This is a genomic window from Micromonospora sp. NPDC092111, from assembly GCF_044755745.1.
GTDB lineage: Bacteria > Actinomycetota > Actinomycetes > Mycobacteriales > Micromonosporaceae > Micromonospora.
Genome location: NZ_JBIVRQ010000004.1, coordinates 34,149 through 57,236, shown reverse-complemented (window position 1 = coordinate 57,236; position 23,088 = coordinate 34,149). Strand labels below are relative to the sequence as shown.

General features: G+C 71.5%; 19 protein-coding genes and 1 pseudogene. 19 read left to right on the top strand and 1 reads right to left on the bottom strand.

The annotated features are described in order from the left end of the window. The first annotated feature begins 597 nt into the window (after positions 1 to 597). The 19 genes and pseudogenes from ACIQG9_RS10835 to ACIQG9_RS10745 all read left to right on the top strand — a co-directional run bounded on the left by ACIQG9_RS10835 (position 598) and on the right by ACIQG9_RS10745 (position 21,810). The gene (locus tag ACIQG9_RS10835; protein ID WP_400400225.1) at positions 598 to 1,863 is read left to right on the top strand and encodes an LPXTG cell wall anchor domain-containing protein; all 1,266 of its coding nucleotides are present in this window, start codon (positions 598 to 600) and stop codon (positions 1,861 to 1,863) included. Between the two features lie 104 nt (positions 1,864 to 1,967). Continuing rightward, positions 1,968 to 2,678 (top strand): demethylmenaquinone methyltransferase, encoded by a 711-nt coding sequence (locus ACIQG9_RS10830; RefSeq protein WP_400400223.1) that lies wholly within the window; start codon positions 1,968 to 1,970, stop codon positions 2,676 to 2,678. A 67-nt stretch (positions 2,679 to 2,745) separates the two neighbouring features. After that, the gene (locus tag ACIQG9_RS10825; RefSeq protein WP_400400221.1) at positions 2,746 to 2,976 is read left to right on the top strand and encodes a hypothetical protein; all 231 of its coding nucleotides are present in this window, start codon (positions 2,746 to 2,748) and stop codon (positions 2,974 to 2,976) included. Positions 2,977 to 3,110: 134 nt separating this feature from the next. After that, on the top strand, positions 3,111 to 4,385 hold the full coding sequence (locus ACIQG9_RS10820) for a geranylgeranyl reductase family protein (RefSeq protein ID WP_400400220.1): 1,275 nt from the start codon (positions 3,111 to 3,113) through the stop codon (positions 4,383 to 4,385). A gap of 134 nt (positions 4,386 to 4,519) precedes the next feature. Further along, positions 4,520 to 4,885: an NADH-quinone oxidoreductase subunit A gene (locus ACIQG9_RS10815; RefSeq protein ID WP_067300536.1), complete on the top strand. Its 366-nt coding sequence runs from the start codon at positions 4,520 to 4,522 to the stop codon at positions 4,883 to 4,885. Between the two features lie 14 nt (positions 4,886 to 4,899). Next, entirely contained in the window at positions 4,900 to 5,577 is a 678-nt protein-coding gene (locus tag ACIQG9_RS10810) for a NuoB/complex I 20 kDa subunit family protein (protein ID WP_400400217.1), read from the top strand. Beyond that, positions 5,574 to 6,311 carry an NADH-quinone oxidoreductase subunit C gene (locus ACIQG9_RS10805; RefSeq protein WP_400400215.1) on the top strand — a complete coding sequence of 246 codons (738 nt, stop codon included), beginning with the start codon at positions 5,574 to 5,576 and terminating at the stop codon, positions 6,309 to 6,311. Before ACIQG9_RS10810 ends, ACIQG9_RS10805 begins: the two co-directional genes overlap by 4 nt. Then, positions 6,308 to 7,633, top strand: a complete 1,326-nt coding sequence (locus ACIQG9_RS10800; protein WP_400400213.1) for an NADH-quinone oxidoreductase subunit D — start codon at positions 6,308 to 6,310, stop codon at positions 7,631 to 7,633. The genes ACIQG9_RS10805 and ACIQG9_RS10800 overlap by 4 nt, the downstream gene beginning before the upstream one ends. Positions 7,634 to 7,730: 97 nt before the next feature. Next, positions 7,731 to 8,714 (top strand): annotated as a pseudogene (gene nuoE / locus ACIQG9_RS10795) (NADH-quinone oxidoreductase subunit NuoE); the annotation flags it as partial. After that, positions 8,711 to 10,027 (top strand): NADH-quinone oxidoreductase subunit NuoF, encoded by a 1,317-nt coding sequence (gene nuoF / locus ACIQG9_RS10790; RefSeq protein WP_400400211.1) that lies wholly within the window; start codon positions 8,711 to 8,713, stop codon positions 10,025 to 10,027. The pseudogene nuoE and the gene nuoF, both read left to right, overlap by 4 nt. After that, positions 10,027 to 12,453, top strand: coding sequence for an NADH-quinone oxidoreductase subunit G (locus ACIQG9_RS10785; RefSeq protein ID WP_400400209.1), 2,427 nt, complete (start codon positions 10,027 to 10,029; stop codon positions 12,451 to 12,453). Before nuoF ends, ACIQG9_RS10785 begins: the two co-directional genes overlap by 1 nt. Next, positions 12,450 to 13,799, top strand: a complete 1,350-nt coding sequence (gene nuoH / locus ACIQG9_RS10780) for an NADH-quinone oxidoreductase subunit NuoH (RefSeq protein WP_400400207.1) — start codon at positions 12,450 to 12,452, stop codon at positions 13,797 to 13,799. The genes ACIQG9_RS10785 and nuoH overlap by 4 nt, the downstream gene beginning before the upstream one ends. A gap of 1 nt (position 13,800) precedes the next feature. Beyond that, complete coding sequence (gene nuoI, locus ACIQG9_RS10775; RefSeq protein ID WP_400400205.1) at positions 13,801 to 14,457, top strand: NADH-quinone oxidoreductase subunit NuoI; 657 nt, start codon at positions 13,801 to 13,803, stop codon at positions 14,455 to 14,457. Beyond that, positions 14,454 to 15,224: an NADH-quinone oxidoreductase subunit J gene (locus ACIQG9_RS10770; protein WP_400400203.1), complete on the top strand. Its 771-nt coding sequence runs from the start codon at positions 14,454 to 14,456 to the stop codon at positions 15,222 to 15,224. Before nuoI ends, ACIQG9_RS10770 begins: the two co-directional genes overlap by 4 nt. Then, positions 15,221 to 15,520 carry an NADH-quinone oxidoreductase subunit NuoK gene (nuoK, locus tag ACIQG9_RS10765; protein ID WP_088959269.1) on the top strand — a complete coding sequence of 100 codons (300 nt, stop codon included), beginning with the start codon at positions 15,221 to 15,223 and terminating at the stop codon, positions 15,518 to 15,520. Before ACIQG9_RS10770 ends, nuoK begins: the two co-directional genes overlap by 4 nt. An 11-nt stretch (positions 15,521 to 15,531) precedes the next feature. Further along, positions 15,532 to 17,490, top strand: coding sequence for an NADH-quinone oxidoreductase subunit L (nuoL, locus tag ACIQG9_RS10760; protein WP_400400200.1), 1,959 nt, complete (start codon positions 15,532 to 15,534; stop codon positions 17,488 to 17,490). Between the two features lie 64 nt (positions 17,491 to 17,554). Next, a complete protein-coding gene (locus ACIQG9_RS10755) occupies positions 17,555 to 19,087 on the top strand; it encodes an NADH-quinone oxidoreductase subunit M (protein WP_400400198.1) in 1,533 nt (510 codons plus the stop codon). Continuing rightward, complete coding sequence (gene nuoN / locus ACIQG9_RS10750) at positions 19,084 to 20,637, top strand: NADH-quinone oxidoreductase subunit NuoN (protein ID WP_400400196.1); 1,554 nt, start codon at positions 19,084 to 19,086, stop codon at positions 20,635 to 20,637. The genes ACIQG9_RS10755 and nuoN overlap by 4 nt, the downstream gene beginning before the upstream one ends. Positions 20,638 to 20,727: 90 nt before the next feature. Beyond that, entirely contained in the window at positions 20,728 to 21,810 is a 1,083-nt protein-coding gene (locus ACIQG9_RS10745) for a polyprenyl synthetase family protein (protein WP_400400194.1), read from the top strand. A 33-nt stretch (positions 21,811 to 21,843) separates the two neighbouring features. On the opposite strand, the gene ACIQG9_RS10740 is transcribed toward ACIQG9_RS10745, so the two are convergent. Beyond that, positions 21,844 to 23,028, bottom strand: a complete 1,185-nt coding sequence (locus ACIQG9_RS10740) for an MFS transporter (protein WP_400400192.1) — start codon at positions 23,026 to 23,028, stop codon at positions 21,844 to 21,846. Positions 23,029 to 23,088 lie beyond the last annotated feature (60 nt).

Genomic DNA, 23,088 nt, shown 5'->3' with positions numbered 1-23,088 from the left:
CCCGCGCCGGGTCCGGCCTGACGGGGGGTGTCCACGCCGGACGCCCCCCGATCCGCGTCGCCCCGCTGTCGTGGCGGACGGCGACCCACCGTGACCGGGGTGGCCGCTCCGGGTGACCGACCGAACGGGTTCGCCCGGCCCGCCCGGGGCGGCATTCGTGCCCGCCGTTCGGTGGAGGGCGGCCGGGGATCAGCCGCCACAAGACCCGGCAATCCGGGCGGCCCGTGCGGGAGCCGCAGAAGTGCAGGTCGGAGCGGTTCGGCGCGGGGGGTGGCGGGGTCGACGGGGGACCGCTAACGTGCGCCCGGCGTACCTCCGATTCCCTCGGGGGGACCCGTCCGGCGGCGCCGGACGGCGCTGGTGACGCCGGGCGACGGGAAGCCCGGGGCACGTCCTCCATCGGCCCGGGAGGGCCGTTCATATAAAACGGGGGCGGGACGGGTGACCGTCCCGCCCCCGCCCCTCATCCGTTCGGTTCCGGGTGGCCGGAAATCGCACGTCACGGCTGGCGTACCCGCGTCGACCTCCGATAACGTCCGCTCGGTCCGCAACACCGGCCCCACTGTTCCCAGAAGTCCCTAACCCCCCGGGGGATCGATGACTCTGTTCCACCGTTCGGTTCTGGCCCGCCTCGGCGCCGTGGCCCTGCTCGCCGCCGGTGGCCTGGCCACCGTGGCCGCTCCGGCGCAGGCCGCCGGCCAGGCGGACCTCGAACTGGTCCCGCTCAGCAAAGAGTTGGCCAAGGGGGTCAAGGAGGCCAAGGCCAAGCCGTTCAAGTTCGCCGCGCAGAACCTGCGCGGCAGCACCGATGCCAAGGGCGTGACGATCACCGTCGAGACCAAGGGCCTCAAGGACGGCAAGGTCGGCGTCATCGTGCCGGACGGCTGCGACGTCGACGGCACCGCCTTCACCTGCTCGCTGTCCGACCTGGGCGGCGCCACCGACGACATCGTCGGCGGCACCAGCGAGGAGTTCGGCATCCCGCTCTTCTCCACCGGCAAGCGCGGCAAGGCGGGCACGCTGGTGGTCACCGTCAGGTCGGCCACCGCCGACCCGGACCCCGAAAACAACACCGTGGAGCACCTCATCACCGTCGTCAAGCCCGGTTACGACCTGACCACCTGGGTGCAGGACGTCTACGCGGACGTGGTGGTCGACGGGGACGAGGTTGGCGAGTCGGGTCTCACCGGCGTCAAGCCGGGCGGGACCGCCCCGCTGGACTGGGCGATCTACAACGCGGGTAGCCGTCGGGCCACCGGCATCGCGTACGGCATCTCCCTGCCGGCCGGCGTGAGCTTCGTCGAGTTGCCGGAGGGCTGCCTGGAGCAGGACCTGGGCGGCTTCGCGCAGGCGTACTGCGAGGACACCGGCGCGGTGCTGCGGCCGGGCGAGTTCTACACCGCCGACGTGCGGGTGAAGGTGGGCGCGGACGTCACCGAGAAGGTGCTCACCCCCGGCTTCGTCTTCGCCGCCGGTCTGGACGCGGCCGAGGGCTCGCCGGAGGTGGAGCCGCAGGTCCCCAACAAGGCGCAGCGGAAGACCTTCACCGAGACCGACGACGGTGACAACCTCTCGATGTTCGACGTCTTCGTCGACCTGACCGCCGGGCCGAGCCCCAGCCCGAGCCCGACCGGGGAGCCCAGCCCGTCCGCGACCCCGACCGGGAGCGCCGGCCCGACCGTGAGCGCCAGCCCGACCGACGGTGGCGGTGGCGGCGGTGGCCTGCCGGTGACCGGCGTGCAGGCCACGCTGATCGGTGGCATCGGTGGTGCCGTCCTGCTCGCGGGCGGGGCACTGCTGGTGCTCTCCCGCCGGCGCAAGGTCGTCCTGGTGACCCCCGGCGACGAGAAGTCGAACGACTGATCCGCGGTACGTCGGCGGGCGGGGTGGGCGACCACCCCGCCCGCCGCGCATGTCCGGCCGGACCCAGCGACCGGGGGACGCGGCCCGGCTGGCAGAGTGGAGGGGTGAGCCGTACCCCGCAGGGCCAGCGCGCCAGCCTGGACAAGTCTCCGCACGAGGTCGCCGCGATGTTCGACGGCGTGGCCGCCCGCTACGACCTGACCAACACCGTCCTGTCCTTCGGGCAGGACCGGTCGTGGCGGCGGGCCACCCGGGCGGCGCTCGGTCTGGGGCCGGGCGAGCGGGTGCTGGACGTGGGCGCGGGCACCGGCGTGTCGACCGAGGAGTTGGCCCGGTCCGGGGCGTACGCGGTCGGTGCCGACCTGTCGCAGGGCATGCTGCACGCCGGCAGGCGGGTCCGTCCCGACGTGCCGCTGCTGGCCGGGGACGCGCTGCGACTGCCCTTCGCCGACGGCTCCTTCGACGCGGTGACCATCTCCTTCGCGTTGCGCAACGTCAACGACACCGACGCGGCGCTGCGCGAGCTGGCCCGGGTGACCAGGCCGGGTGGCCGGTTGGTGGTGTGCGAGTTCAGCACCCCGGTGAACCCGGCCTTCCGCACCGTCTACCTGTCGTACCTGATGCGGTCGTTGCCGGCGGTGGCCCGGACGGTCTCCAGCAACCCCGAGGCGTACGTCTACCTGGCCGAGTCGATCCGGGCCTGGCCGGACCAGGCGGCGCTCGCCGCGCGGGTCGGTGCGGCCGGCTGGGGCCGGGTGGCCTGGCGGAATCTCACCGGCGGGGTGGTGGCGTTGCACCGGGCGGTCCGCCAGTGACCGGCCACCAGTCCTCGCTTTCGTGAATATCCGTTTTTAGTCTACTTTGCCCCTTAAGCTCGCTCCCATGACGGGAGCAGAGCCGACGGACTCGCCGGCACCCACCGACGACGACGCGGCCGAACTCGTCGCCCAGCTCAGGGAGCTGGCCGGCGCGGATCCCGCCGACGTCCGCCAGGTGGTCGCCGAGGTGCTGGCCGCGCTCGACCGGGCGGCCGGCGGTGCGCTCCGGGACCACCTGCCGGAGACGATCCGGGTCGACGCCGGGCTGAACGCCGCCAGTCCCGCCCGCAACTGACGCCGAAGAGGACGCCTACCGGCACGTTTCTGGCAAGTTAGGTACCCCTCACCCGGCACCGGTGTAATGCCGGTCATAGACTCCTTCCCGATCGGCTTGTGAAGCATTTCACGAGCGTGCGGGAGGAGGCGCAGATGACTTCGGTGGAGAACGACGCCGACGTGATCGTGGTGGGCGCTGGTCCCGGCGGATCGGCGACGGCGTACCACCTGGCGCGGCACGGCGTACGCGTGCTGCTGCTGGAGAAGACCGAGTTCCCCCGCGAGAAGGTGTGCGGGGACGGCCTCACCCCCCGGGCGGTGCGGCAGCTCGTCCGGATGGGCGTGGACACCTCGCCCGAGGCCGGCTGGCTGCACAACAAGGGCCTGCGGGTGATCGGCGGCGGGGTACGCCTCGAACTGGACTGGCCCGACCTGGCCAGCTTCCCCAACTACGGGCTGGTCCGCACCCGGCTGGACTTCGACGACCTGCTCGCCCGGCAGGCGGTCTCCGCCGGCGCCGAGCTGCGTACCGGGGTCAACGTCATGGGCCCGGTGCTGGACGCCGACGACCGGGTGGTCGGCGTCACGGCCGAGGTCGGCCCGGACAAGGAGCCGGCCACCTTCCGCGCGCCGCTGGTGGTCGCCGCCGACGGCGTCTCCGGCCGCTTCCCGCTCGCCCTCGGCCTGGCCAAGCGGGAGGACCGCCCGATCGGCGTGGCCGTCCGCCGCTACTACCGCTCGCCGGCCAAGCACGACGACGACTACCTGGAGTCCTGGCTGGAGCTGCGCAGCAAGGACAGCGACGCGCTGCTGCCCGGCTACGGCTGGATCTTCGGCCTCGGTGACGGCCGGGTCAACGTCGGCCTCGGCGTGCTCAACTCCTCCGCCGCGTTCGGCAAGACGAACTACCGGCGGCTGCTCACCGACTGGCTCGCCAACACCCCGGAGGACTGGGGGATGACCGACGAGGCCAACGCCGAGGGCCCGATCCTCGGTGCGGCGCTGCCGATGGGCTTCAACCGGGTCCCGCACTACACCCGCGGGGTGCTGCTGGTCGGCGACTCCGGTGGCATGGTCAACCCGTTCAACGGCGAGGGCATCGCGTACGCGATGGAGTCCGGCGAGCTGGCCGCCGAGGTCGCCGTGCAGGCGCTGGCCCGCCCGGCCGGCGCGGAGCGCGAGCGGGCCCTGATGGCGTACCCGCAGGAGCTGAAGACCCGTTTCGGCGGCTACTACCGGCTCGGCGGGATCTTCGTGAAGCTGATCGGCCGTCCCGAGGTGATGCGGATGGCGACCAGGCACGGCATGCCGCACCCGACGCTGATGCGCTTCGTCCTCAAGCTGCTGGCCAACCTGACCGACCCGCGTGGCGGGGACGCGATGGACCGGGTCATCAACGCGATGACGAAGGCGGCACCGGCCGTGTAGACCGCCGGGTCCGGGGCCGACGAGGGCCCCGGGCACGACAGAGATCGACCCCCGCTGGCAGCCGTCACGGGGGACGTGAATAGTGTGATTTTTGTCAAGCACCTGGGGCAGGGGAAGGACGAGCAGGAGAAAAGATGTCGCTCTCGCCTTACGCACCGATCATCGGGCTGTTCGCCCTCGCCGCGGCGTTCTCGCTGTTCTCCGTGGCCGCCGCCCGCTTCGCCGGTCCCCGGCGCTACAACAAGGCCAAGCTCGAGGCGTACGAGTGTGGGATCGAGCCGAGCCCGCAGCCGGTGGGCGGCGGACGGTTCCCGATCAAGTTCTACCTGACGGCGATGCTCTTCATCGTCTTCGACATCGAGATCATCTTCCTCTACCCCTGGGCGGTCTCCTTCGACGCCCTGCCGATCTTCGGCTTCGTGGAGATGGTCCTGTTCATCGTCGCGGTCTTCGTCGCGTACGCCTACGTGTGGCGGCGCGGCGGCCTGGACTGGGACTGAGGGAGGTACGTCAGATGGGCATCGAGGAGAAGCTCCCCGCCGGCGTCCTGCTCACCTCCGTGGAGAAGCTGGTCAACTGGTCGCGGAAGTCGTCCGTCTGGGGCGCCACCTTCGGCCTGGCCTGCTGCGCCATCGAGATGATGGCGGCCGGCGGCCCGCACTACGACATGGGCCGCTGGGGCATGGAGGTCTTCCGGGCCTCGCCGCGCCAGGCCGACCTGATGATCGTGGCCGGCCGGGTGAGTCAGAAGATGGCTCCGGTGCTGCGCCAGATCTACGACCAGATGGCCGAGCCCCGCTGGGTGCTCTCCATGGGCGTCTGCGCCAGCAGCGGCGGCATGTTCAACAACTACGCGATCGTCCAGGGCGTCGACCACGTGGTGCCCGTCGACATGTACCTGCCGGGCTGCCCGCCCCGGCCGGAGATGCTGATCGACGCGATCCTCAAGCTCCGCGAGAAGATCATGTACGAGCCGCTGGGCCCGAACGGCCGCAAGATGCTGGAGGCCCGCCGGGAGCGCGGCGACGTGCCGGTGGTGCCGTACGGCTCGATGCCGTCCTCGTACCGCAACGACAAGGCCCGGCGTGCCGAGTGGACCAAGGCGGTCCGTGAGGGGCGCGAGGAGCAGTTGCGGATCGAGAACTGGATGAACGCCCAGAACCACCTCCAGCCGCACGGGGGCCCGAAGTGACCGCACCGAACGACAGGACCAGCAACGGCGGGGTGCCGGTACCGGTGACCCCGGCGGGCGCCACCAGCGGCGCTCCGGCGGAACACCCGCCGTCCAGCCCGGCCGGGCACGGCATGTTCGGCATGCAGGGCACGGGTGACGTCTCCGGCTACGGCGGCCTGGTCCGCCAGCGCAAGCCGGTCGAGGAGGCCCCCCGGCCGTACGGGAGCTACTTCGACGAGGTGCGCGACGCGCTGGAGGAGGCGTACCCGCAGTTCGGCGACGCGATCGAGAAGGTCGTGGTGGACCGGGGCGAGCTGACCCTGCACGTGCGCCCGGAGCGGATCGCCGAGGTCTGCCAGGTGATGCGGGACGACCTGGCGCTCCGCTTCGAGCTCTGCTCCTCGGTCTCCGGGGTGGACTACCTGGGCGCCGACGAGCGCCGGCTGCACGTGGTCTACCAGCTCACCTCGATGACCTACCGGCGTCGGGTGCGGCTGGAGGCCGCCGTCCCCGCCGAGGACCCGCACCTGCCGAGCGTCACCGCCGTCTACCCGACCGCCGACTGGCAGGAGCGGGAGGCGTACGACATGTTCGGCGTCGTCTTCGACGGCCACCCCAACCTGACCCGGATCCTGATGCCGGACGACTGGGAGGGCCACCCGCAGCGCAAGGACTACCCGCTCGGCGGCGTGCCCGTCGAGTACAAGGGCGCGGAGATCCCGCCGCCGGACCGCCGGAGGTCGTACCAGTGACCACTTCCAACTACGCGACCGAGCGCGAGACCACCGAGGGCCGGGTCTTCACCGTCACCGGTGGGGACTGGGACCAGGTCGTCTCCGGTACCGACCCGATCAACGACGAGCGGATCGTCGTCAACATGGGTCCGCAGCACCCGTCGACGCACGGCGTGCTCCGGCTGATCCTGGAGCTGGAGGGCGAGACGGTCCGCGAGGCCCGCTCGGTCGTCGGCTACCTGCACACCGGCATCGAGAAGAACCTGGAGTACCGCAACTGGGTCCAGGGCTCGACCTTCGTGACCCGGATGGACTACCTCGCCCCGCTGTTCAACGAGACGGCGTACGCGCTCGCGGTGGAGAAGCTGCTCGGCATCACCGACGAGGTCACCGAGCGGGCGAACACCATCCGGGTCCTGATGATGGAGCTGAACCGGATCTCCTCGCACCTGGTCTGGCTGGCCACCACCGGCATGGAGCTGGGCGCGATCTCGATCATGCTGTACGGCTTCCGCGAGCGGGAGTACATCCTCGACATCTTCGAGACCATCACCGGCCTGCGGATGAACCACGCGTACGTCCGTCCGGGCGGGGTGGCGCAGGACGTGCCGGACGAGGCGATCCGCAAGATCCGCGACTTCCTCACGATGATGCCGAAGAAGCTCAAGGAGTACGAGGACCTCCTCTCCGGCCAGCCGATCTGGATCGAGCGGACCACGAACGTCGCGGTGCTGGACGTGACCGCCTGCCTCGCGCTCGGCGTCACCGGCCCGGTGCTGCGCTCCGCCGGCCTGGCCTGGGACCTGCGCAAGACCATGCCGTACTGCGGCTACGAGACGTACGAGTTCGACGTGCCGACCCATCCGGACGGCGACGTCTGGGGCCGCTACCTGGTCCGGCTCGCCGAGATCCGGGAGTCGCTGAAGCTGGTCGAGCAGGCGCTCGACCGGTTGCGGCCGGGCCCGGTGATGGTGGCCGACAAGAAGATCGCCTGGCCGGCGCAGCTCGCCATCGGCGTGGACGGCATGGGCAACTCGCTGGAGCACGTCGCCAAGATCATGGGTCAGTCGATGGAGTCGCTGATCCACCACTTCAAGCTCGTCACCGAGGGCTTCCGGGTCCCGCCCGGCCAGGTGTACGTCGGCATCGAGTCGCCCCGGGGCGAGTTGGGCGTGCACGCGGTCTCCGACGGCGGCACCCGGCCCTACCGGGTGCACTACCGGGAGCCGAGCTTCGTCAACCTCCAGGCCCTCCCGGCGATGGCCGAGGGCGGCCTGATCGCCGACGTGATCGCCGGTGGCGCCTCGCTGGACCCGGTGATGGGGGGATGTGACCGGTGAGCGCGAGGACCGAGCTGGCGAGCCCCAGTCGCCCGCGCGAGGAGAGAGCGGAGCGAGCCCCGCAGTCGAGGGCCGAGGCACGCCCAGTCGCGAACGGAAGGCGACTCTGATGACGACTTTCACTGACGAGACCCGGACCCGGGCGCGGGAGATCATCGCCCGCTACCCGGCCGACCGGTCCCGGTCGGCGCTGCTGCCGCTGCTGCACCTGGTGCAGTCCGAGGAGGGCTACGTCTCCCCGGCCGGCGTCGAGTTCTGCGCCGAGGTGCTGGGGCTCAACAAGGCCCAGGTCGGCGCGGTGGCCACCTTCTACACCATGTACAAGCGCCGGCCGACCGGTGACTTCCTGGTCAGCGTCTGCACCAACACCATGTGCAACGTGCTCGGCGGCCAGGAGGTCTACGACACCCTGACCGAGCACCTCGGCGTCGGGCACGACGAGACCACCGCCGACGGGAAGATCACCCTGGAGCACGCCGAGTGCCTGGCGGCCTGCGACTACGGCCCGGTGATGACCGTCAACTACGACTTCTTCGACAACGTCGACCCGCAGGCCGCGCTCGGCGTGGTCGACGAGCTGCGGGCCGGGGGTCGGCCGATGCCGACCCGGGGTGCCCGGCTCTGCACGCTGAAGGAGATGGCGGTACAGCTCGCCGGCTTCGCCGACGAGCGCGAGGGCGCGGTAGCCGACGGCGGGCCGGGCGAGCCGACCCTGCGCGGCCTGCGGTTGGCCGAGCAGCACGGCATCTCGGTGCCGGGCTTCGACCCGAACACCCCGATCCGCAGCAAGGCCGAGGCCGACCGGGCCGCCGCGCAGGCGAAGGCCGCCGAGCCCGCGAAGGCCGAGCCCGCCAAGCCGGCACCCGGCAGCACGGTCCCGGCGGACACCACGCCGCCGGCACCCCGCGACGCGCAGGCGGCGGAGGCCGCCGGCGTGGCGGCGAACCCGCCGGCCAGCGACGGCAAGCCCGCCGGCGACGGGGCCGGGATGCAGGCGCGCAACCTCAAGGAAGCCGAGGCGGGAACGGGCGCCGGTGGCGCGGGCTCCGCTGTCGCGAGCGAGACGGGGGTCCAGAAGTGACCACTCCCCGGCCGGAGACCCTGGCCAAGCTGACGCCGGTGCTGACCAAGCGCTGGCTCTCACCGGACGCCTGGCGGATCGGCACCTACGAGAAGCTCGACGGCTACGCCGCGCTGCGCAAGGCGATCAAGGCCCACCCGGACGACCTGATCCAGCTCATCAAGGACTCCGGCCTGCGTGGCCGGGGTGGCGCCGGGTTCCCCACCGGTCTCAAGTGGGGGTTCATCCCGCAGGGCGACGGCAAGCCGCACTACCTGGTGGTCAACGCCGACGAGGGCGAGCCGGGCACCTGCAAGGACCTGCCGCTGATGACCCACGACCCGCACTCGCTGGTCGAGGGCGTGATCATCGCGTCGTACGCGATCCGGGCCAACCGCGCCTACATCTACATCCGGGGCGAGGCGGTGCACGCCGCCCGCCGGCTGCGCAACGCGGTGGCCGAGGCCCAGGCCAAGGGCTACCTCGGCCGGAACATCCTCGGCTCCGGATTCGACCTGGAACTGGTGGTGCACTCCGGTGCCGGGGCGTACATCTGCGGCGAGGAGACCGCGCTGCTGGACTCGCTGGAGGGCTTCCGGGGCCAGCCCCGACTGCGCCCGCCGTTCCCGGCGACCCACGGCCTGTACGCCAGCCCGACGGTGGTCAACAACGTCGGCACCATCGCCAGCGTGCCGTACATCGTGCTGGGTGGGGCGGACTGGTGGCGGACCATGGGCACGGAGAAGTCCTCCGGGCCGATGATCTACTCGCTCTCCGGGCGGATCGCCAACCCCGGCCAGTTCGAGTGCTCGATGGGCGTCACGCTGCGCGAGCTGATCGAGCTGGCCGGCGGCATGCAGCCCGGGCACAACCTGCGGTTCTGGACGCCGGGCGGCTCGTCGACGCCGCTGCTCGCCGCCGAGCACCTGGACGTGCCACTGGACTTCGAGGGGGTGGCGGCGGCCGGCTCGATCCTGGGCACCACGGCCACCCAGATCTTCTCCGACCAGGACTGCCCGGTCTACGCGACCTACCGGTGGCTGGAGTTCTACCACCACGAGTCGTGCGGCAAGTGCACCCCGTGCCGGGAGGGCAACTACTGGATGGTCCGGGTCTACCGGCGCATCCTCGCCGGCCAGGGCACCCACGAGGATCTGGACACCCTGCTCGACACCTGCGACAACATCCTCGGCCGTTCGTTCTGCGGCCTGGGTGACGGTGCGACCAGCTCGGTGACCTCGTCGCTGAAGTACTTCAAGCAGGACTACCTCGACTACATCGAGGGACGTACCGCGCCGAAGCTGTCGGACAAGCAGTTGGTGGGAGCCCACTAATGACTGATGTCGTCAAGGCCCCGGAGACCGTCACCCTCACCATCGACGGCGTCGAGGTCACCGCCCCCAAGGGTGCCCTGCTGATCCGGGTCGCCGAGCAGCTCGGCACCGAGATCCCCCGGTTCTGCGACCACCCGCTGCTGGCCCCGGCCGGCGCCTGCCGGCAGTGCCTGGTCGAGGTGGAGGGGCAGCGCAAGCCGGTGGCCTCCTGCACCCAGACCGTCGCCGACGGCATGGTGGTCCGCACCCAGCTCAGCTCCCCGGTCGCCAAGAAGGCGCAGGAGGGGGTGATGGAGCTGCTGCTGCTCAACCACCCGCTCGACTGCCCGATGTGCGACAAGGGCGGCGAGTGCCCGTTGCAGAACCAGGCGATGTCCACCGGCCGCAGCGACTCGCGCTTCCACGAGCACAAGCGGGAGTACGAGAAGCCGATGGCGATCAGCAGCCAGGTGCTGCTCGACCGGGAACGCTGCGTGCTCTGCCAGCGGTGCACCCGGTTCTCCGAGGAGATCGCCGGCGACAAGTTCATCGACCTGATGGGCCGGTCGTCCGCCGAGGAGATCAACATCTACCGGGACGAGGCGTACGGCGAGGAGGGCGACGAGGGGGACGTCCCGTTCAACTCGTACTTCTCCGGCAACACCGTGCAGATCTGCCCGGTGGGCGCGCTCACCGGCTCGCAGTACCGGTTCCGGGCCCGCCCGTTCGACCTGGTCTCCAGCCCGAGCGTCTGCGAGCACTGCTCGGCCGGCTGCGCGCAGCGCACCGACTGGCGGCGGGGCAAGGTGCTGCGCCGGCTGGCCGGCGACGACCCGCAGGTCAACGAGGAGTGGAACTGCGACAAGGGGCGGTGGGGCTTCCAGTACACCCGCGCCTTCGACCGGCTCACCACCCCGCTGGTCCGCGACGAGAAGTCCGGCGAGCTGCGCGAGGCGTCCTGGAGCGAGGCGCTGACCCGGGCCGCCGACGGGCTGCGCGCCGCCCGCGACGAGGGTCGCGGCACGGCGGTGCTGACCGGTGGCCGGCTCACCGTCGAGGACGCCTACGCGTACGCGAAGTTCGCCCGGGTCGCCCTGAACACCAACGACATCGACTTCCGGGCCCGGCCGGTCTCCCGCGAGGAGGCCGACTTCCTGGCCAGCACGGTCGCCGGGGTCACCGAGGTGACCTACGCCGACGTGGAGAAGGCGTCCACGGTGGTGCTGGTCGGGCTGGAGCCGGAGGAGGAGTGCCCGATCCTCTTCCTGCGGCTGCGCAAGGCGTACCTGAAGAAGACGCTCACGGTCTACGCGATCGCCCCGTTCGCCACCCGGGGCCTGGAGAAGCTCGGGGCCAAGCTGGCCCGGGTGGTGCCGGGCGAGGAGGCGAGCGTGCTCGCCGAGCACGACACGGTGGCCGAGGCGCTGAGCGCCGAGGGCGCGATCCTCTTCGTCGGCGAGCGGCTGGCGGGCGTGCCCGGCGGCCTCTCCGCCGCCGCGGACGTCGCCCGGCGTACCGGTGCGAAGCTGGCCTGGGTGCCGCGCCGCGCCGGGGACCGGGGCGCGGTCGACGCCGGCTGCCTGCCCAACCTGCTGCCCGGCGGACGTCCGGTGACCGAGCCGTCGGCCCGGGCCGAGCTGGGCGAGGCGTGGGACATCCCGGCCGGGGTGATCCCCAGCCAGGCCGGTCGGGACACCGACCAGATCCTGACGGCCGCCGCGAACGGCCAGCTCGGTGCCCTGGTGGTGGCCGGGGTGGACCCGGCCGACCTGGCCGACCCGCGACTGGCCGAGCAGGCCCTCGACGCGGTGCCCTTCCTGGTCAGCCTGGAGCTGCGCAACTCGGCGGTGGCCCGCCGGGCGGACGTGGTCTTCCCGGTCGCCCCGGTGGTGGAGAAGGCCGGCAGCTTCCTGGACTGGGAGGGTCGGCTGCGTACCTTCGAAGCGGTGCTGCACACCGCCGCGATGACCGACGGGCGGGTGCTGGACGCGATCGCCGCGCAGCTCGACGTCCGGCTGGGCACCGGCGACGTGCCGGCGGTCCGCCGCGAGCTGGGTGGCCTGCCGTCGACCCGGGCGGACCGGCCGGCCGTGCCGTCGGTCGCCCCGGCGGCGGTGCCCGCGCCGGGCGCGGGCGAGGCGGTGCTCGCCACCTGGCACCAGTTGATCGACCTGGGCAGCCTCACCGACGGCGACGAGCACCTCGCCGGCACCGCCCGCCCGCCGGTGGTCCGGCTGGGCAAGGGCACCGCCGAGGCGATCGGGGTGGCCGACGGCGACCCGGTCACGGTGGGTACCGACCGGGGTGCGGTCACCCTGCCGGCGGCGATCACCGAGATGCCGGACGGGGTCGTCTGGCTGCCGACCAACTCGCCCGGTTCGACCGTCCGGCGCAGCCTCGGCGCCACGTCCGGCACGGTGGTACGGATCTCCGGAGGTGCACGGTGAACGTCCTCATCGCGCAGGACCCGACGCTGGCCGACTTCGGCAAGGACCCGTGGTGGCTGGTTCTCATCAAGGTCGTCTTCGCCTTCGTCTTCGGCCTGCTCGCCACCCTGCTCGGGGTCTGGTTCGAGCGCCGGGTGGTCGGCTACATGCAGGTGCGGCCCGGCCCCAACCAGGTCGGCCCGTTCGGCCTGCTGCAGACCCTCGCCGACGGCCTGAAGATGGCCTTCAAGGAGGACATCCTCCCGAAGGCGTCGGACAAGGTCGTCTACTTCTTCGCGCCGACCATCTCGGTGATCTGCGCGGTCACCGCGCTGTCGGTGGTGCCGTTCGGCCCGATGGTGAGCATCTTCGGCCACCAGACGCCGTTGCAGGTCACCGACGTGCCGGTGGCGGTGCTGGTGCTGCTGGCCTGCTCCTCGATGGGCATCTACGGCATCGTGCTCGGCGGCTGGGCCTCCGGCTCGACGTACCCGCTGCTCGGTGGTCTGCGCTCCAGCGCCCAGATGATCTCGTACGAGGTCGCGATGGGGCTGAGCATCGTGGCGGTGTTCATGACCGCCGGCACGATGTCCACCAGCGGGATCGTCGCCGCCCAGGGGGACGCCACCCGGCTGACCATCGCCGGCACCGAGATCCCGGCCCCCGGCTGGTACGCGATCCTGCTGCTGCCCAGCTTCATCATCTTCTTCATCGCCACCGTCGGTGAGACCAACCGGGCGCCGTTCGACCTGCCCGAGGCGGAGTCGGAGCTGGTGGCCGGCTTCATGACCGAGTACAGCTCGCTGAAGTTCGCGCTCTTCATGCTCTCCGAGTACGTCGCCATGGTGACCATGTCCGCGGTCACCACGACGCTCTTCCTCGGCGGCTGGCGGGCACCCTGGCCGATCACCCTGTGGGCGGGCGCCAACTCCGGTTGGTGGCCGATGCTCTGGTTCTTCGGCAAGGTGCTGATCCTGGTCTTCGTCTTCGTCTGGCTCCGGGGCACCCTGCCCCGGCTCCGCTACGACCAGTTCATGCGCTTCGGCTGGAAGGTCCTGCTCCCGATCAACCTGGTCTGGATCCTGGTGCTGGCCGGGCTGCGTTCCATCGAGGACTGGCAGTCGCGGGACCGGCTGCTCGCCACCGCCGTCGGCGCGGGCGTGCTGCTGCTGGCGACGCTGCTCTGGCCGAGCCGCAAGCCGGCCCCGAAGCCGAACCCCCAGGAACAGGCCGACAGCCGGCCGTACGGCAGCTTCCCGCTGCCCCCGCTGGATCTACAGGTACCACCGAGCCCGCGCACCAAGCGCGTGGTCGCCGAGCGGGAGCCGGCCAACATCGCCACCGGCTCGGAATCCAGGGAGGTGTGACGTGGGCGCGATCACCGGAACGTTCAAGGGCTTCGGGGTCACCTTCTCGCACATGTTCAGGAAGGTCGTCACCACCGACTATCCGTTCAAGCCGCCGGTGTCGGCGCCGCGCTACCACGGGCGGCACATCCTCAACCGGCACCCGGACGGCCTGGAGAAGTGCATCGGCTGCGAGCTGTGCGCCTGGGCCTGCCCGGCGGACGCGATCTACGTCGAGGGTGGCGACAACACCGACGAGCAGCGCTTCTCGCCGGGTGAGCGGTACGCCAGCACCTACCAGATCAACTACGCCCGGTGCATCTTCTGCGGGCTCTGCATCGAGGCATGCCCGACCCGTTCGCTGACCATGAGCAACGAGTACGAGCTGGCCCGGGACAACCGGCAGGACCTGATCTTCACCAAGGAGCAGTTGCTCGCGCCGCTGCTCGAAGGCATGGAGCAGCCGCCGCACCCGATGCGGTTGGGCGACAGCGAGAAGGACTACTACGTCGGCGCGCTGACCAACCCGGGCACCTCGGCCGGCGCCGAGCAGTCCCCGATGGGTCCCGGGCGTTACCGGGTGGACGAGCACCCCGGGGTGACCTTCCCGGGCGCCGAGCAGGCGGCCCAGCGGGCCGAGGCGGCCAACGGGTCGGCGGGCAAGGGAGCGGGAGCATGACCTCGTCTACGGTGCTCGCCACGGCGGGCCAGGTGTCCGGGGGTGAGGCGGTCACCTTCTGGATCCTCGCCCCACTGGCGCTGATCGGCGCGATCGGCATGGTGTGGGCCCGCAACGCCGTCCACTCGGCGCTCTGGCTGGTGCTCACCATGCTCTGCCTGGGCGTGTTCTACGTGCTCCAGGCCGGCCCGTTCATCGGCATGGTGCAGATCATCGTCTACACCGGCGCGATCATGATGCTCTTCCTCTTCGTGCTGATGCTGGTCGGCCGGGACGCCTCCGACTCGCTGATCGAGACGCTGCGCGGCCAGCGGGTCGCCGCGGTGGTGCTCGGGCTCGGCTTCGCCGGGCTGGTCGGCACCGGCCTCTACCGGGCGCTGCACGGGGTCACCGCGGTCGGCCTGGAGCAGGCCAACGCGGAGGGCAACGTGCAGGGCATCGCCCGGCTGCTCTTCACCAAGTACGTCTTCGCCTTCGAGTTGACCTCCGCGCTGCTGATCACGGCGGCGGTCGGCGCGATGGTGCTGGCGCACGTCGAACGGCGCAAGGAAGACAAGATGGACCAGGTGGCCACGATGAAGGCCCGGTTCCGTCCCGGCAACTACCCCGGCCCGAAGCCCGGTCCGGGCATCTTCGCCACCTCGTCCTCGGTGGCCACCCCGGCCCGCCTGCCGGACGGTCGGCTGACCGACCGCAGCACCCCGGCGATCCTCCCGCAGCGGGAGCTGACCGCCGAGGAGACCAGTTTGAAGGGGACGGAGAAGTGACCCCGGACTACTACCTGATCCTCGCCGCGGTGCTCTTCACCATCGGCGCCGTCGGCGTGCTCGTCCGACGCAACGCGATCGTGCTGTTCATGTGTGTCGAGCTGATGCTCAACGCGGCGAACCTGACGCTGGTCACCTTCAGCCGGATCAACGGTGACCTCAACGGCCAGATCATGGCGTTCTTCGTGATGGTGGTGGCGGCGGCCGAGGTCGTGGTCGGGCTCGCGATCATCATGTCGATCTTCCGGACCCGGCGCTCGGCGAGCGTCGACGACGCCAACCTGCTGAAGTACTGAGGGGCCCTGCGGTGGATGAGATTCTGACGTACGCCCAGGCAGAGCCAGTCGGCACCGTCGCCTACGCTCCGGCCAGCGACCTGCTGAGCGGCGTCTGGCTGCTGGTGGCGATCCCGCTGCTCAGCGCGGTGATCCTGCTGCTGCTCGGCCGGCGGGCCGACCGCTGGGGGCACTGGCTGGGGGTGGCCGCGATCGGCGTCGCCTTCGTGCTGGGGCTCGCCTCGTTCGTCCAGCTCCGTGGGCTGGAGAACAAGTCCGTCGAGCTGAGCCTCTGGGACTTCATCGTGGTCGGCGACCTGAAGGTGGACTTCGGTCTGCTCTTCGACCCGCTGGCCGCGGTCTTCGTCCTGCTGATCACCGGGGTGGGTTTCCTGATCCACCTCTACGCGGTCGAGTACATGGCGCACGACGAGGGCCGGCGGCGGTTCTTCGCGTACTTCAACCTCTTCGTCGCCGCGATGCTGCTGCTGGTGCTCGGCAACAACTACGTGATGCTCTACTTCGGCTGGGAGGGCGTCGGCCTGGCGTCGTACCTGCTGATCTCCTTCTGGTACGGGCGGCCGAGCGCGGCCACCGCCGGCAAGAAGGCGTTCCTGATGAACCGGGTCGGCGACGCCGGCCTGGCGATCGGCATCTTCATCATGTTCGCCACCCTCGGCACCACCCAGTACGACGAGGTCTTCAACCACGTCGGCGAGCTGGCCGGTGGGACGGTGCTGGTGCTGGGCCTGCTGTTGCTGCTCGGCGCGACCGGCAAGTCCGGCCAGTTCCCGCTCCAGGCGTGGCTGCCGGACGCGATGGAGGGCCCGACCCCGGTGTCGGCGCTGATCCACGCGGCCACCATGGTCACCGCGGGCGTCTACCTGATCGCCCGGTCCAACCCGATCTTCTCGGCCAACGAGACCCTCCAGCTCGTGGTGGTCAGCGTCGGCGCGCTGACCCTGCTGATCGGCTGCCTCATCGGCGCCGCCAAGGACGACATCAAGCGGGTGCTCGCCTGGTCGACGGTGAGCCAGATCGGCTACATGTTCCTCGGCGTCGGCCTCGGCGGCGCGGCGTACGCGCTGGCCATCGTGCACCTGCTGGCGCACGGCTTCTTCAAGGCCAACATGTTCCTCGGCGCCGGCTCGGTCATGCACGGGATGAACGACCAGGTGGACATCCGGCGCTTCGGCGGGCTGTCGAAGTACATGAAGGTCACCTGGATCACCTTCATGATGGGCTGGCTCGCCATCATCGGCATGTTCCCGTTCTCCGGCTTCTTCTCCAAGGAGCCGATCATCGTGGCCGCGTTCGAGCGGGAGGACTGGACGGCCTGGCTCTTCGGCGGCGCGGCGCTGCTCGGCGCCGGGCTGACCGCGTTCTACATGACCCGGCTCTTCGTGCTCACCTTCCACGGCCCGAAGCGGTGGACCGAGGACATCGCGCACCCGCACGAGTCTCCGAAGCTGATGACCATCCCGCTGATCCTGCTGGCCGTCGGCTCGGTCGGGGCCGGCTTCCTACTCGCCACCTCCGTCCCGGACTGGCTGACCGCCACCGCCGGGCTGGGCGGCGAGCACGCGGAGCACGACGCGGTCCTCCCGCACTGGCTGCTCACCACGCTGTCGCTGCTGGTCACGGTGCTCGGTGCCGGGCTGGCCTGGGTGCTGTTCCGCAACGGCACGGCCACCGCGCCGCAGCCGGCCGGGGTGCTGGTCACCGCCGCCCGGCGCAACCTCTACACGGACGCCTTCAACGAGGTGGTCTTCGAGAAGCCGGGCGTCTTCCTCACCCGGGCGCTGGTCTTCCTCGACAACCGGGGCATCGACGGGCTGGTCAACGGCCTGGCCGCGGCGGTCGGCGGCGGTTCGGGCCGGCTCCGGCGGTTGCAGACCGGCTTCGTCCGGTCGTACGCGACCTCGATCCTGACCGGCGCGCTGCTCGTGGTGGCGGCGTTCCTGGCGGTGCAGGCGGGGTGGCTGGCGTGATCGACCTCTTCCCGGCCGCCCCCGCCGGCGGACCACGCAGTGACGACGGAGGTAAGGCCGCATAATGTCCAACTTCCCGTTCCTCTCGGTGCTGACCGTGGCACCGCTGGTCGGCGCCCTGGTCGTGGCCTTCCTGCCGCGCCGCCGGCCCGAGCTGGCCAAGCAGGTGGCGTTCGGCTGGTCGCTGCTGGTGCTGGCGCTCTCCGTGGTCATGTGGGTCACCTTCCAGGCCGATGGTGACCGGCTCCAGTTCCGCGAGTCGTACCCGTGGATCCCGACCTGGGACGTCAACTTCACCTTCGCCGTCGACGGCATCGCGCTGGTCATGCTGATGCTGATCGCGGTGCTGGTGCCGCTGGTGATCCTGGCGTCCTGGCACGACGCGGAGTCGTCGAAGCGGTCGGTGCCGGTCTACTTCGCCCTGCTGCTCGTCCTCGAATGCACGATGATCGGCGTCTTCGCCGCCGCCGACGTCTTCCTGTTCTACGTGTTCTTCGAGGTCATGCTGGTGCCGATGTACTTCCTGATCGGCAGCTACGGCGGCCACCAGCGGCAGTACGCGGCGGTGAAGTTCTTCCTCTACTCGCTGGTCGGCGGCCTGTTCATGCTCGCCGCGGTGATCGGCCTGTGGGTGGTCGGCGGGAAGACCTTCGACTGGCAGGCGCTGACCCAGGTGGACATCTCCACCGGCACCGAGCGCTGGCTCTTCCTCGGCTTCTTCCTCGCCTTCGCGATCAAGGCGCCGTTCTTCCCGTTCCACACCTGGCTGCCGGACGCCGGTGGGGCCGCCCCGGCGGGCGCCGCCGCGCTGCTGGTCGGTGTGCTGGACAAGGTCGGCACGTTCGGCATCCTGCGCTACTGCCTGCCGCTGTTCCCCGAGGCGTCGAAGTGGTTCGCCCCGTGGGCGCTGGCGCTGGGCCTGATCGGCATCATCTACGCCGCGCTGCTGGCGGTCGGTCAGTCCGACCTGAAGCGGCTGGTGTCGTACACCTCGATCGCGCACTTCGGGTTCATCGGGGTCGGCATCTTCGCCTTCACCACCCAGGCGGGCACCGGCGCGGTGTTCTACATGCTCAACCACGGGCTCGCCACCGGCCTGCTCTTCCTGGTGGTCGGGATGCTCATCGCCCGCCGGGGCTCGTCGCTGATCAAGGACTTCGGTGGGGCGGGCAAGCTGGTGCCGCTGCTGGCCGGGGTGCTCTTCTTCGCCGGCCTGGCCTCGCTGGCGCTGCCCGGCACCGCGCCGTTCGTCTCCGAGTTCCTGGTGCTGATCGGCACCTTCACGGTGAACAAGCCGGTCGCGGTGATCGCCACCCTGGGCATCATCCTGGCCGCCGCGTACGTGCTGTGGATGGTGCAGCGCACCACGCAGGGCACGCTCAACCCGGAGCTGACCGAGGTCGAGGCGATGCGCCGCGACCTCAGCCTGCGCGAGAAGGTCGTGGTCGCCCCGCTGATCGCCCTGATCGTGCTGCTCGGCTTCTACCCGAAGCCGGTCACCGATGTCATCAACCCCGCCGTCCAGGCGACCATGCAGGACGTCGGCAAGACCGATCCCGCCCCTGAGGTCGGCAGCGTCCAGGAGGCTGCGAAGTGACCGAGCTCAAGTTGCCGTCGATCGACTACGCGGCGCTCGCTCCGATCCTGATCATGCTGGGGGTCGCCCTGCTGGGCGTGCTGGTGGAGGCCTTCGTGCCCCGCCGCCGCCGGCACCTGGTGCAGCTCACGCTGGCCCTGCTGGCGGTGCTCGCGGCGCTGGTGATGGTGGTGCTGAACGCCGACGACCGGCTGATCACCGCTGGCGGCGCGATCGCCGTGGACGGCCCCACCCTCTTCCTCCAGGGCGCCATCCTGGTGCTCGCCGCGATGGCCCTGCTGCTGATCGGCGACCGCACGGTGGAGCGCGGCGGCGCGTTCGTCGCCCAGGCCGCGGTGACCGCCGAGTCGGCCGACGACCGGCGGCAGGCCGAGGGGAGCAACGGGGCGACCGAGGTCTACCCGCTGACCACCTTCGCGATCGGCGGCATGCTGATCTTCGTGGCGGCGAACGACCTGCTGACCATGTTCATCGCGCTGGAGGTCTTCTCCCTGCCGCTCTACCTGCTCTGTGCGCTGGCCCGTCGCCGGCGGCTGCTGAGCCAGGAGGCAGCCATGAAGTACTTCCTGCTCGGCGCGTACGCGTCGGCGTTCTTCCTGTTCGGGGTGGCGCTGGTGTACGGCTTCACCGCCGGGATGCCGGACCGGGCCGCCGGGGTCGACTTCGCCACCGTGCACGCCGCCGTGAGCGAGTCCCCGTCGAGTGAGCTGCTGCTCTTCGCCGGCATGGCGCTGCTCGCCATCGGCCTGCTCTTCAAGGCCGCCGCCGCACCGTTCCACGTCTGGACGCCGGACGTCTACCAGGGCGCACCGACGCCGGTCACCGGCTTCATGGCGGCCTGCACGAAGGTGGCCGCGTTCGGCGCCCTGCTGCGCGTCTTCCACGTGGCGTTCGACCAGGCGGCCTGGGACTTCACCCCGGTGCTGGGCGCGGTCGCGGTGCTCACCATGCTGGTCGGCGCGGTGCTGGCGGTCACCCAGACCGACATCAAGCGGCTGCTGGCGTACTCGTCCATCGCCAACGCCGGCTACCTGCTGGTCGGGGTGCTCGCCCCCACCGGGGAGGGCGTCTCCGGCACGATGTTCTACCTGGCCGCGTACGGCTTCTCGGTGCTCGCCGCGTTCGCCGTGGTGACCCTGGTCCGGGACGCGGACGGGGAGGCCACCCACCTGTCCCGCTGGGCCGGGCTGGGCCGCCGGTCGCCGTTCTACGCCGGAGTCTTCACCTTCATCCTGCTGGCCTTCGCCGGTATCCCGCTGACCAGCGGCTTCACCAGCAAGTTCGCGGTCTTCGGCCCGGCGCTGGAGAGCGGGCACGCCTGGCTGGTGGTGGCCGGCGTGCTGACCAGCATGGTGCTGGCCTTCCCGTACCTGCGGGTCGTGGTGATGATGTGGCTGTCCGAGCCGGGCGACTCCACCCCGACCGTCGCGGTGCCGGGTGGGCTGACCGCCACCGCCCTGATGATCGGGGTGGCCGCCACGCTGATCCTCGGGGTGGCCCCGGCACCGCTGCTGGAGTTGGCAACGGACGCCGCAGCGTTCGTACGGTGATCCACTCTTTCCGGACGCGGGGCCGGTGCGCGGGGGCGCACCGGCCCCGCGTCCGTATCCCCGCCCCGGAGCAGGTCGGACGGGTGTGGCATGGTTGATGGCGTGGTGATTCCGGCGGGCGAGCGTTCAGGTGCCGTCGGCTCCGGCGGGCGTCGGGGCCGGGCGGGTACGGGTCAGGTCGGCGCGCTCGGCGTACACCTCGCCGATCCGCGCGTCGAGGCGTCCGTGCTGGGCCTGCTCGACGACGTCGAGGTCGAGCTGCGGGCCAGCGTGGCCAGCGCCGACCCGCTCGTCACCGAGGCCGCCCGGCACCTGGTCGAGGCGGGCGGCAAGCGGTTCCGTCCGCTGCTGGTGGCCCTGGGCGCCCAGTTCGGCGACCCGGCGGGCCGGCAGGTGGTGCCGGCCGCCGTGGTGATGGAGCTCACCCACCTGGCCACCCTCTACCACGACGACGTGATGGACGAGGCGGCCGTGCGGCGGGGCGCCCCGAGCGCCAACTCCCGCTGGACCAACTCGGTGGCCATCCTGGTCGGCGACTACCTCTTCGCACGGGCCGCCGACATCGCCGCCGACCTGGGCCCGGAGGCGGTGCGTCTCCAGGCGCGCACCTTCGCCCGGCTGGTGCACGGTCAGATCGCCGAGACGGTCGGCCCCCGGACCGAGGATCCGGTCGACCACTACCTGAAGGTGATCGCCGACAAGACCGGTTCGCTGATCGCCACGTCGGCCCGCTTCGGTGGCATGTTCGGCGGCGCGTCCACCGAGCACACCGAGGCGCTCGCCGGCTACGGCGAGACCATCGGGGTGGCCTTCCAGCTCTCCGACGACCTGCTCGACATCGCCTCCGAGTCGGTGCAGTCCGGCAAGACGCCCGGCACCGACCTGCGGGAGGGGGTGCCGACCCTGCCGGTGCTGTACGCCCTGGCCGGCGACGACTCCGACGCCGCCTCGGTGCGGCTGCGGGAGATCCTGGCCACCGGCCCGCTGGTCGACGACGCGCTGCACGCCGAGGGGCTCGGCCTGCTGCGGGAGTCCCCGGCGCTCAAGCGGGCCCGGGAGACGGTCCGCAGCTACGCCGAGGACGCCCGGTCGCAGCTCGCCCCGCTCCCGCAGGGCCCGGCCCGCCGTGCCCTGGAATCCCTCTGCGACTACATCGCCGACCGCACGAGCTGACCTGTCGGCACCGGCACCCCGCCGGGCGGCCGGTCAGGGGCGGCGGACCAGCATCCGGCTGCCGGTGAGCATCAGGGCCGCTGCGGCGAGCATGGCCACCGCCGCGGTGAGCCACATCGCCGGGTAGCCGGCCGCGCCGGCCAGCGCGCCGAGGCCGAGTGGGCCGAGGCAGCCACCGGCGTACACCCCGGTCTGGGTGATCGAGGTGGCGGCGGCCGGGGCCTGCGGGTGCAGCCGGACCACCGCGAAGTTCATCAGGCCGGGCCAGGCCCAGCCCAACCCGAAGCCGAGCACCACCCCGGCGGTCAGCGGCGCCGCGCCGGCCACGGCGAGCAGCCCCAGGCCGACCGCCCCGACCAGCAGCATCCCGGCGATCAGCGCGACGTGGCCGCTCTCCCGGCGGTCGGCGAGCCAGCCGGCGCCGACCCGGGCGGCCACGCAGACCGCGCTGCCCAGGGTGAGCACCAGGCCGGCCGGCCCGGGGGCCAGCCCCCGGGCCGCCGAGGAGTCCACCACGAAGGTGCCCAGCGCGTTGGCGGCCCCCGCCGCGAGGGTGGCCGCCAGGCCGACCACCACCAGGGCCGTGGTGGCCCGCCCACCGCGCCCGACGGCACGCTCCCGCGCCGGTCCGGCCTCCCCCGGCGGTACGGCGGGCAGCGCGGCCAGCGCGGCACCGGCGGCGGCGACGAACGCCCAGCGCCAGCCGGCGGTGAGCGCGATGGCCGGCACCGCCGCGCCGGCCAGCAGGGTGGAGACCGGGATGGCGGCCTGTTTCACCCCGAACGAGAGGCCCTGCCGCCGGGGCGGCACGTGCCGGGCCAGCGTCGCGTTGCTGGCCAACTGGCCCAGCGCGTTGCCGGTCGCGCTCAGCGCGAGCAGGCCGACCAGCACCGGGTACGACCGGGCCAGTACGGCGATGGCGAGCAGGCAGCCGGCGGCGAGCAGGATCCCGACGCGGGCGACCACCGCCGGGCCGACCCGTTCGACGAGCCGGCCGGACGGCACCGAGGCGACGGCGCTGACGCCGAAGTAGACCGACACGGCCAGCCCCAGCCCGGCGGGGGAGAAGCCCAGGTCGTCGCCCATCTGCACGGCGAGCCCGCCGACCAGGAAGACGGGCAGGACGCTGGCGATGGTGGTCGCGACGGCACCGGCGCCGGCCCGCAGGGGGCGTACGGACGGCCGGCTCGGGGCGGGGCTGAGCGCGGTGTCGGTCATCGTTTCGCCAACCTACGCGAGTCCGCATCCCGACAGCCGTCGGCGTGTGCCACGACGACA

Bases quoted from the DNA above. Each gene is read 5' to 3' on its own strand.
- ACIQG9_RS10770 (WP_400400203.1), top strand. From the start codon at position 14,454: ATGACCTCGTCTACGGTGCTCGCCACGGCGGGCCAGGTGTCCGGGGGT.
- ACIQG9_RS10745 (WP_400400194.1), top strand. From the start codon at position 20,728: ATGGTTGATGGCGTGGTGATTCCGGCGGGCGAGCGTTCAGGTGCCGTC.
- ACIQG9_RS10825 (WP_400400221.1), top strand. From the start codon at position 2,746: ATGACGGGAGCAGAGCCGACGGACTCGCCGGCACCCACCGACGACGAC.
- ACIQG9_RS10755 (WP_400400198.1), top strand. From the start codon at position 17,555: ATGTCCAACTTCCCGTTCCTCTCGGTGCTGACCGTGGCACCGCTGGTC.
- ACIQG9_RS10740 (WP_400400192.1), bottom strand. From the start codon at position 23,028: ATGACCGACACCGCGCTCAGCCCCGCCCCGAGCCGGCCGTCCGTACGC.
- ACIQG9_RS10785 (WP_400400209.1), top strand. From the start codon at position 10,027: ATGACTGATGTCGTCAAGGCCCCGGAGACCGTCACCCTCACCATCGAC.
- ACIQG9_RS10835 (WP_400400225.1), top strand. From the start codon at position 598: ATGACTCTGTTCCACCGTTCGGTTCTGGCCCGCCTCGGCGCCGTGGCC.
- ACIQG9_RS10820 (WP_400400220.1), top strand. From the start codon at position 3,111: ATGACTTCGGTGGAGAACGACGCCGACGTGATCGTGGTGGGCGCTGGT.
- ACIQG9_RS10810 (WP_400400217.1), top strand. From the start codon at position 4,900: ATGGGCATCGAGGAGAAGCTCCCCGCCGGCGTCCTGCTCACCTCCGTG.
- ACIQG9_RS10815 (WP_067300536.1), top strand. From the start codon at position 4,520: ATGTCGCTCTCGCCTTACGCACCGATCATCGGGCTGTTCGCCCTCGCC.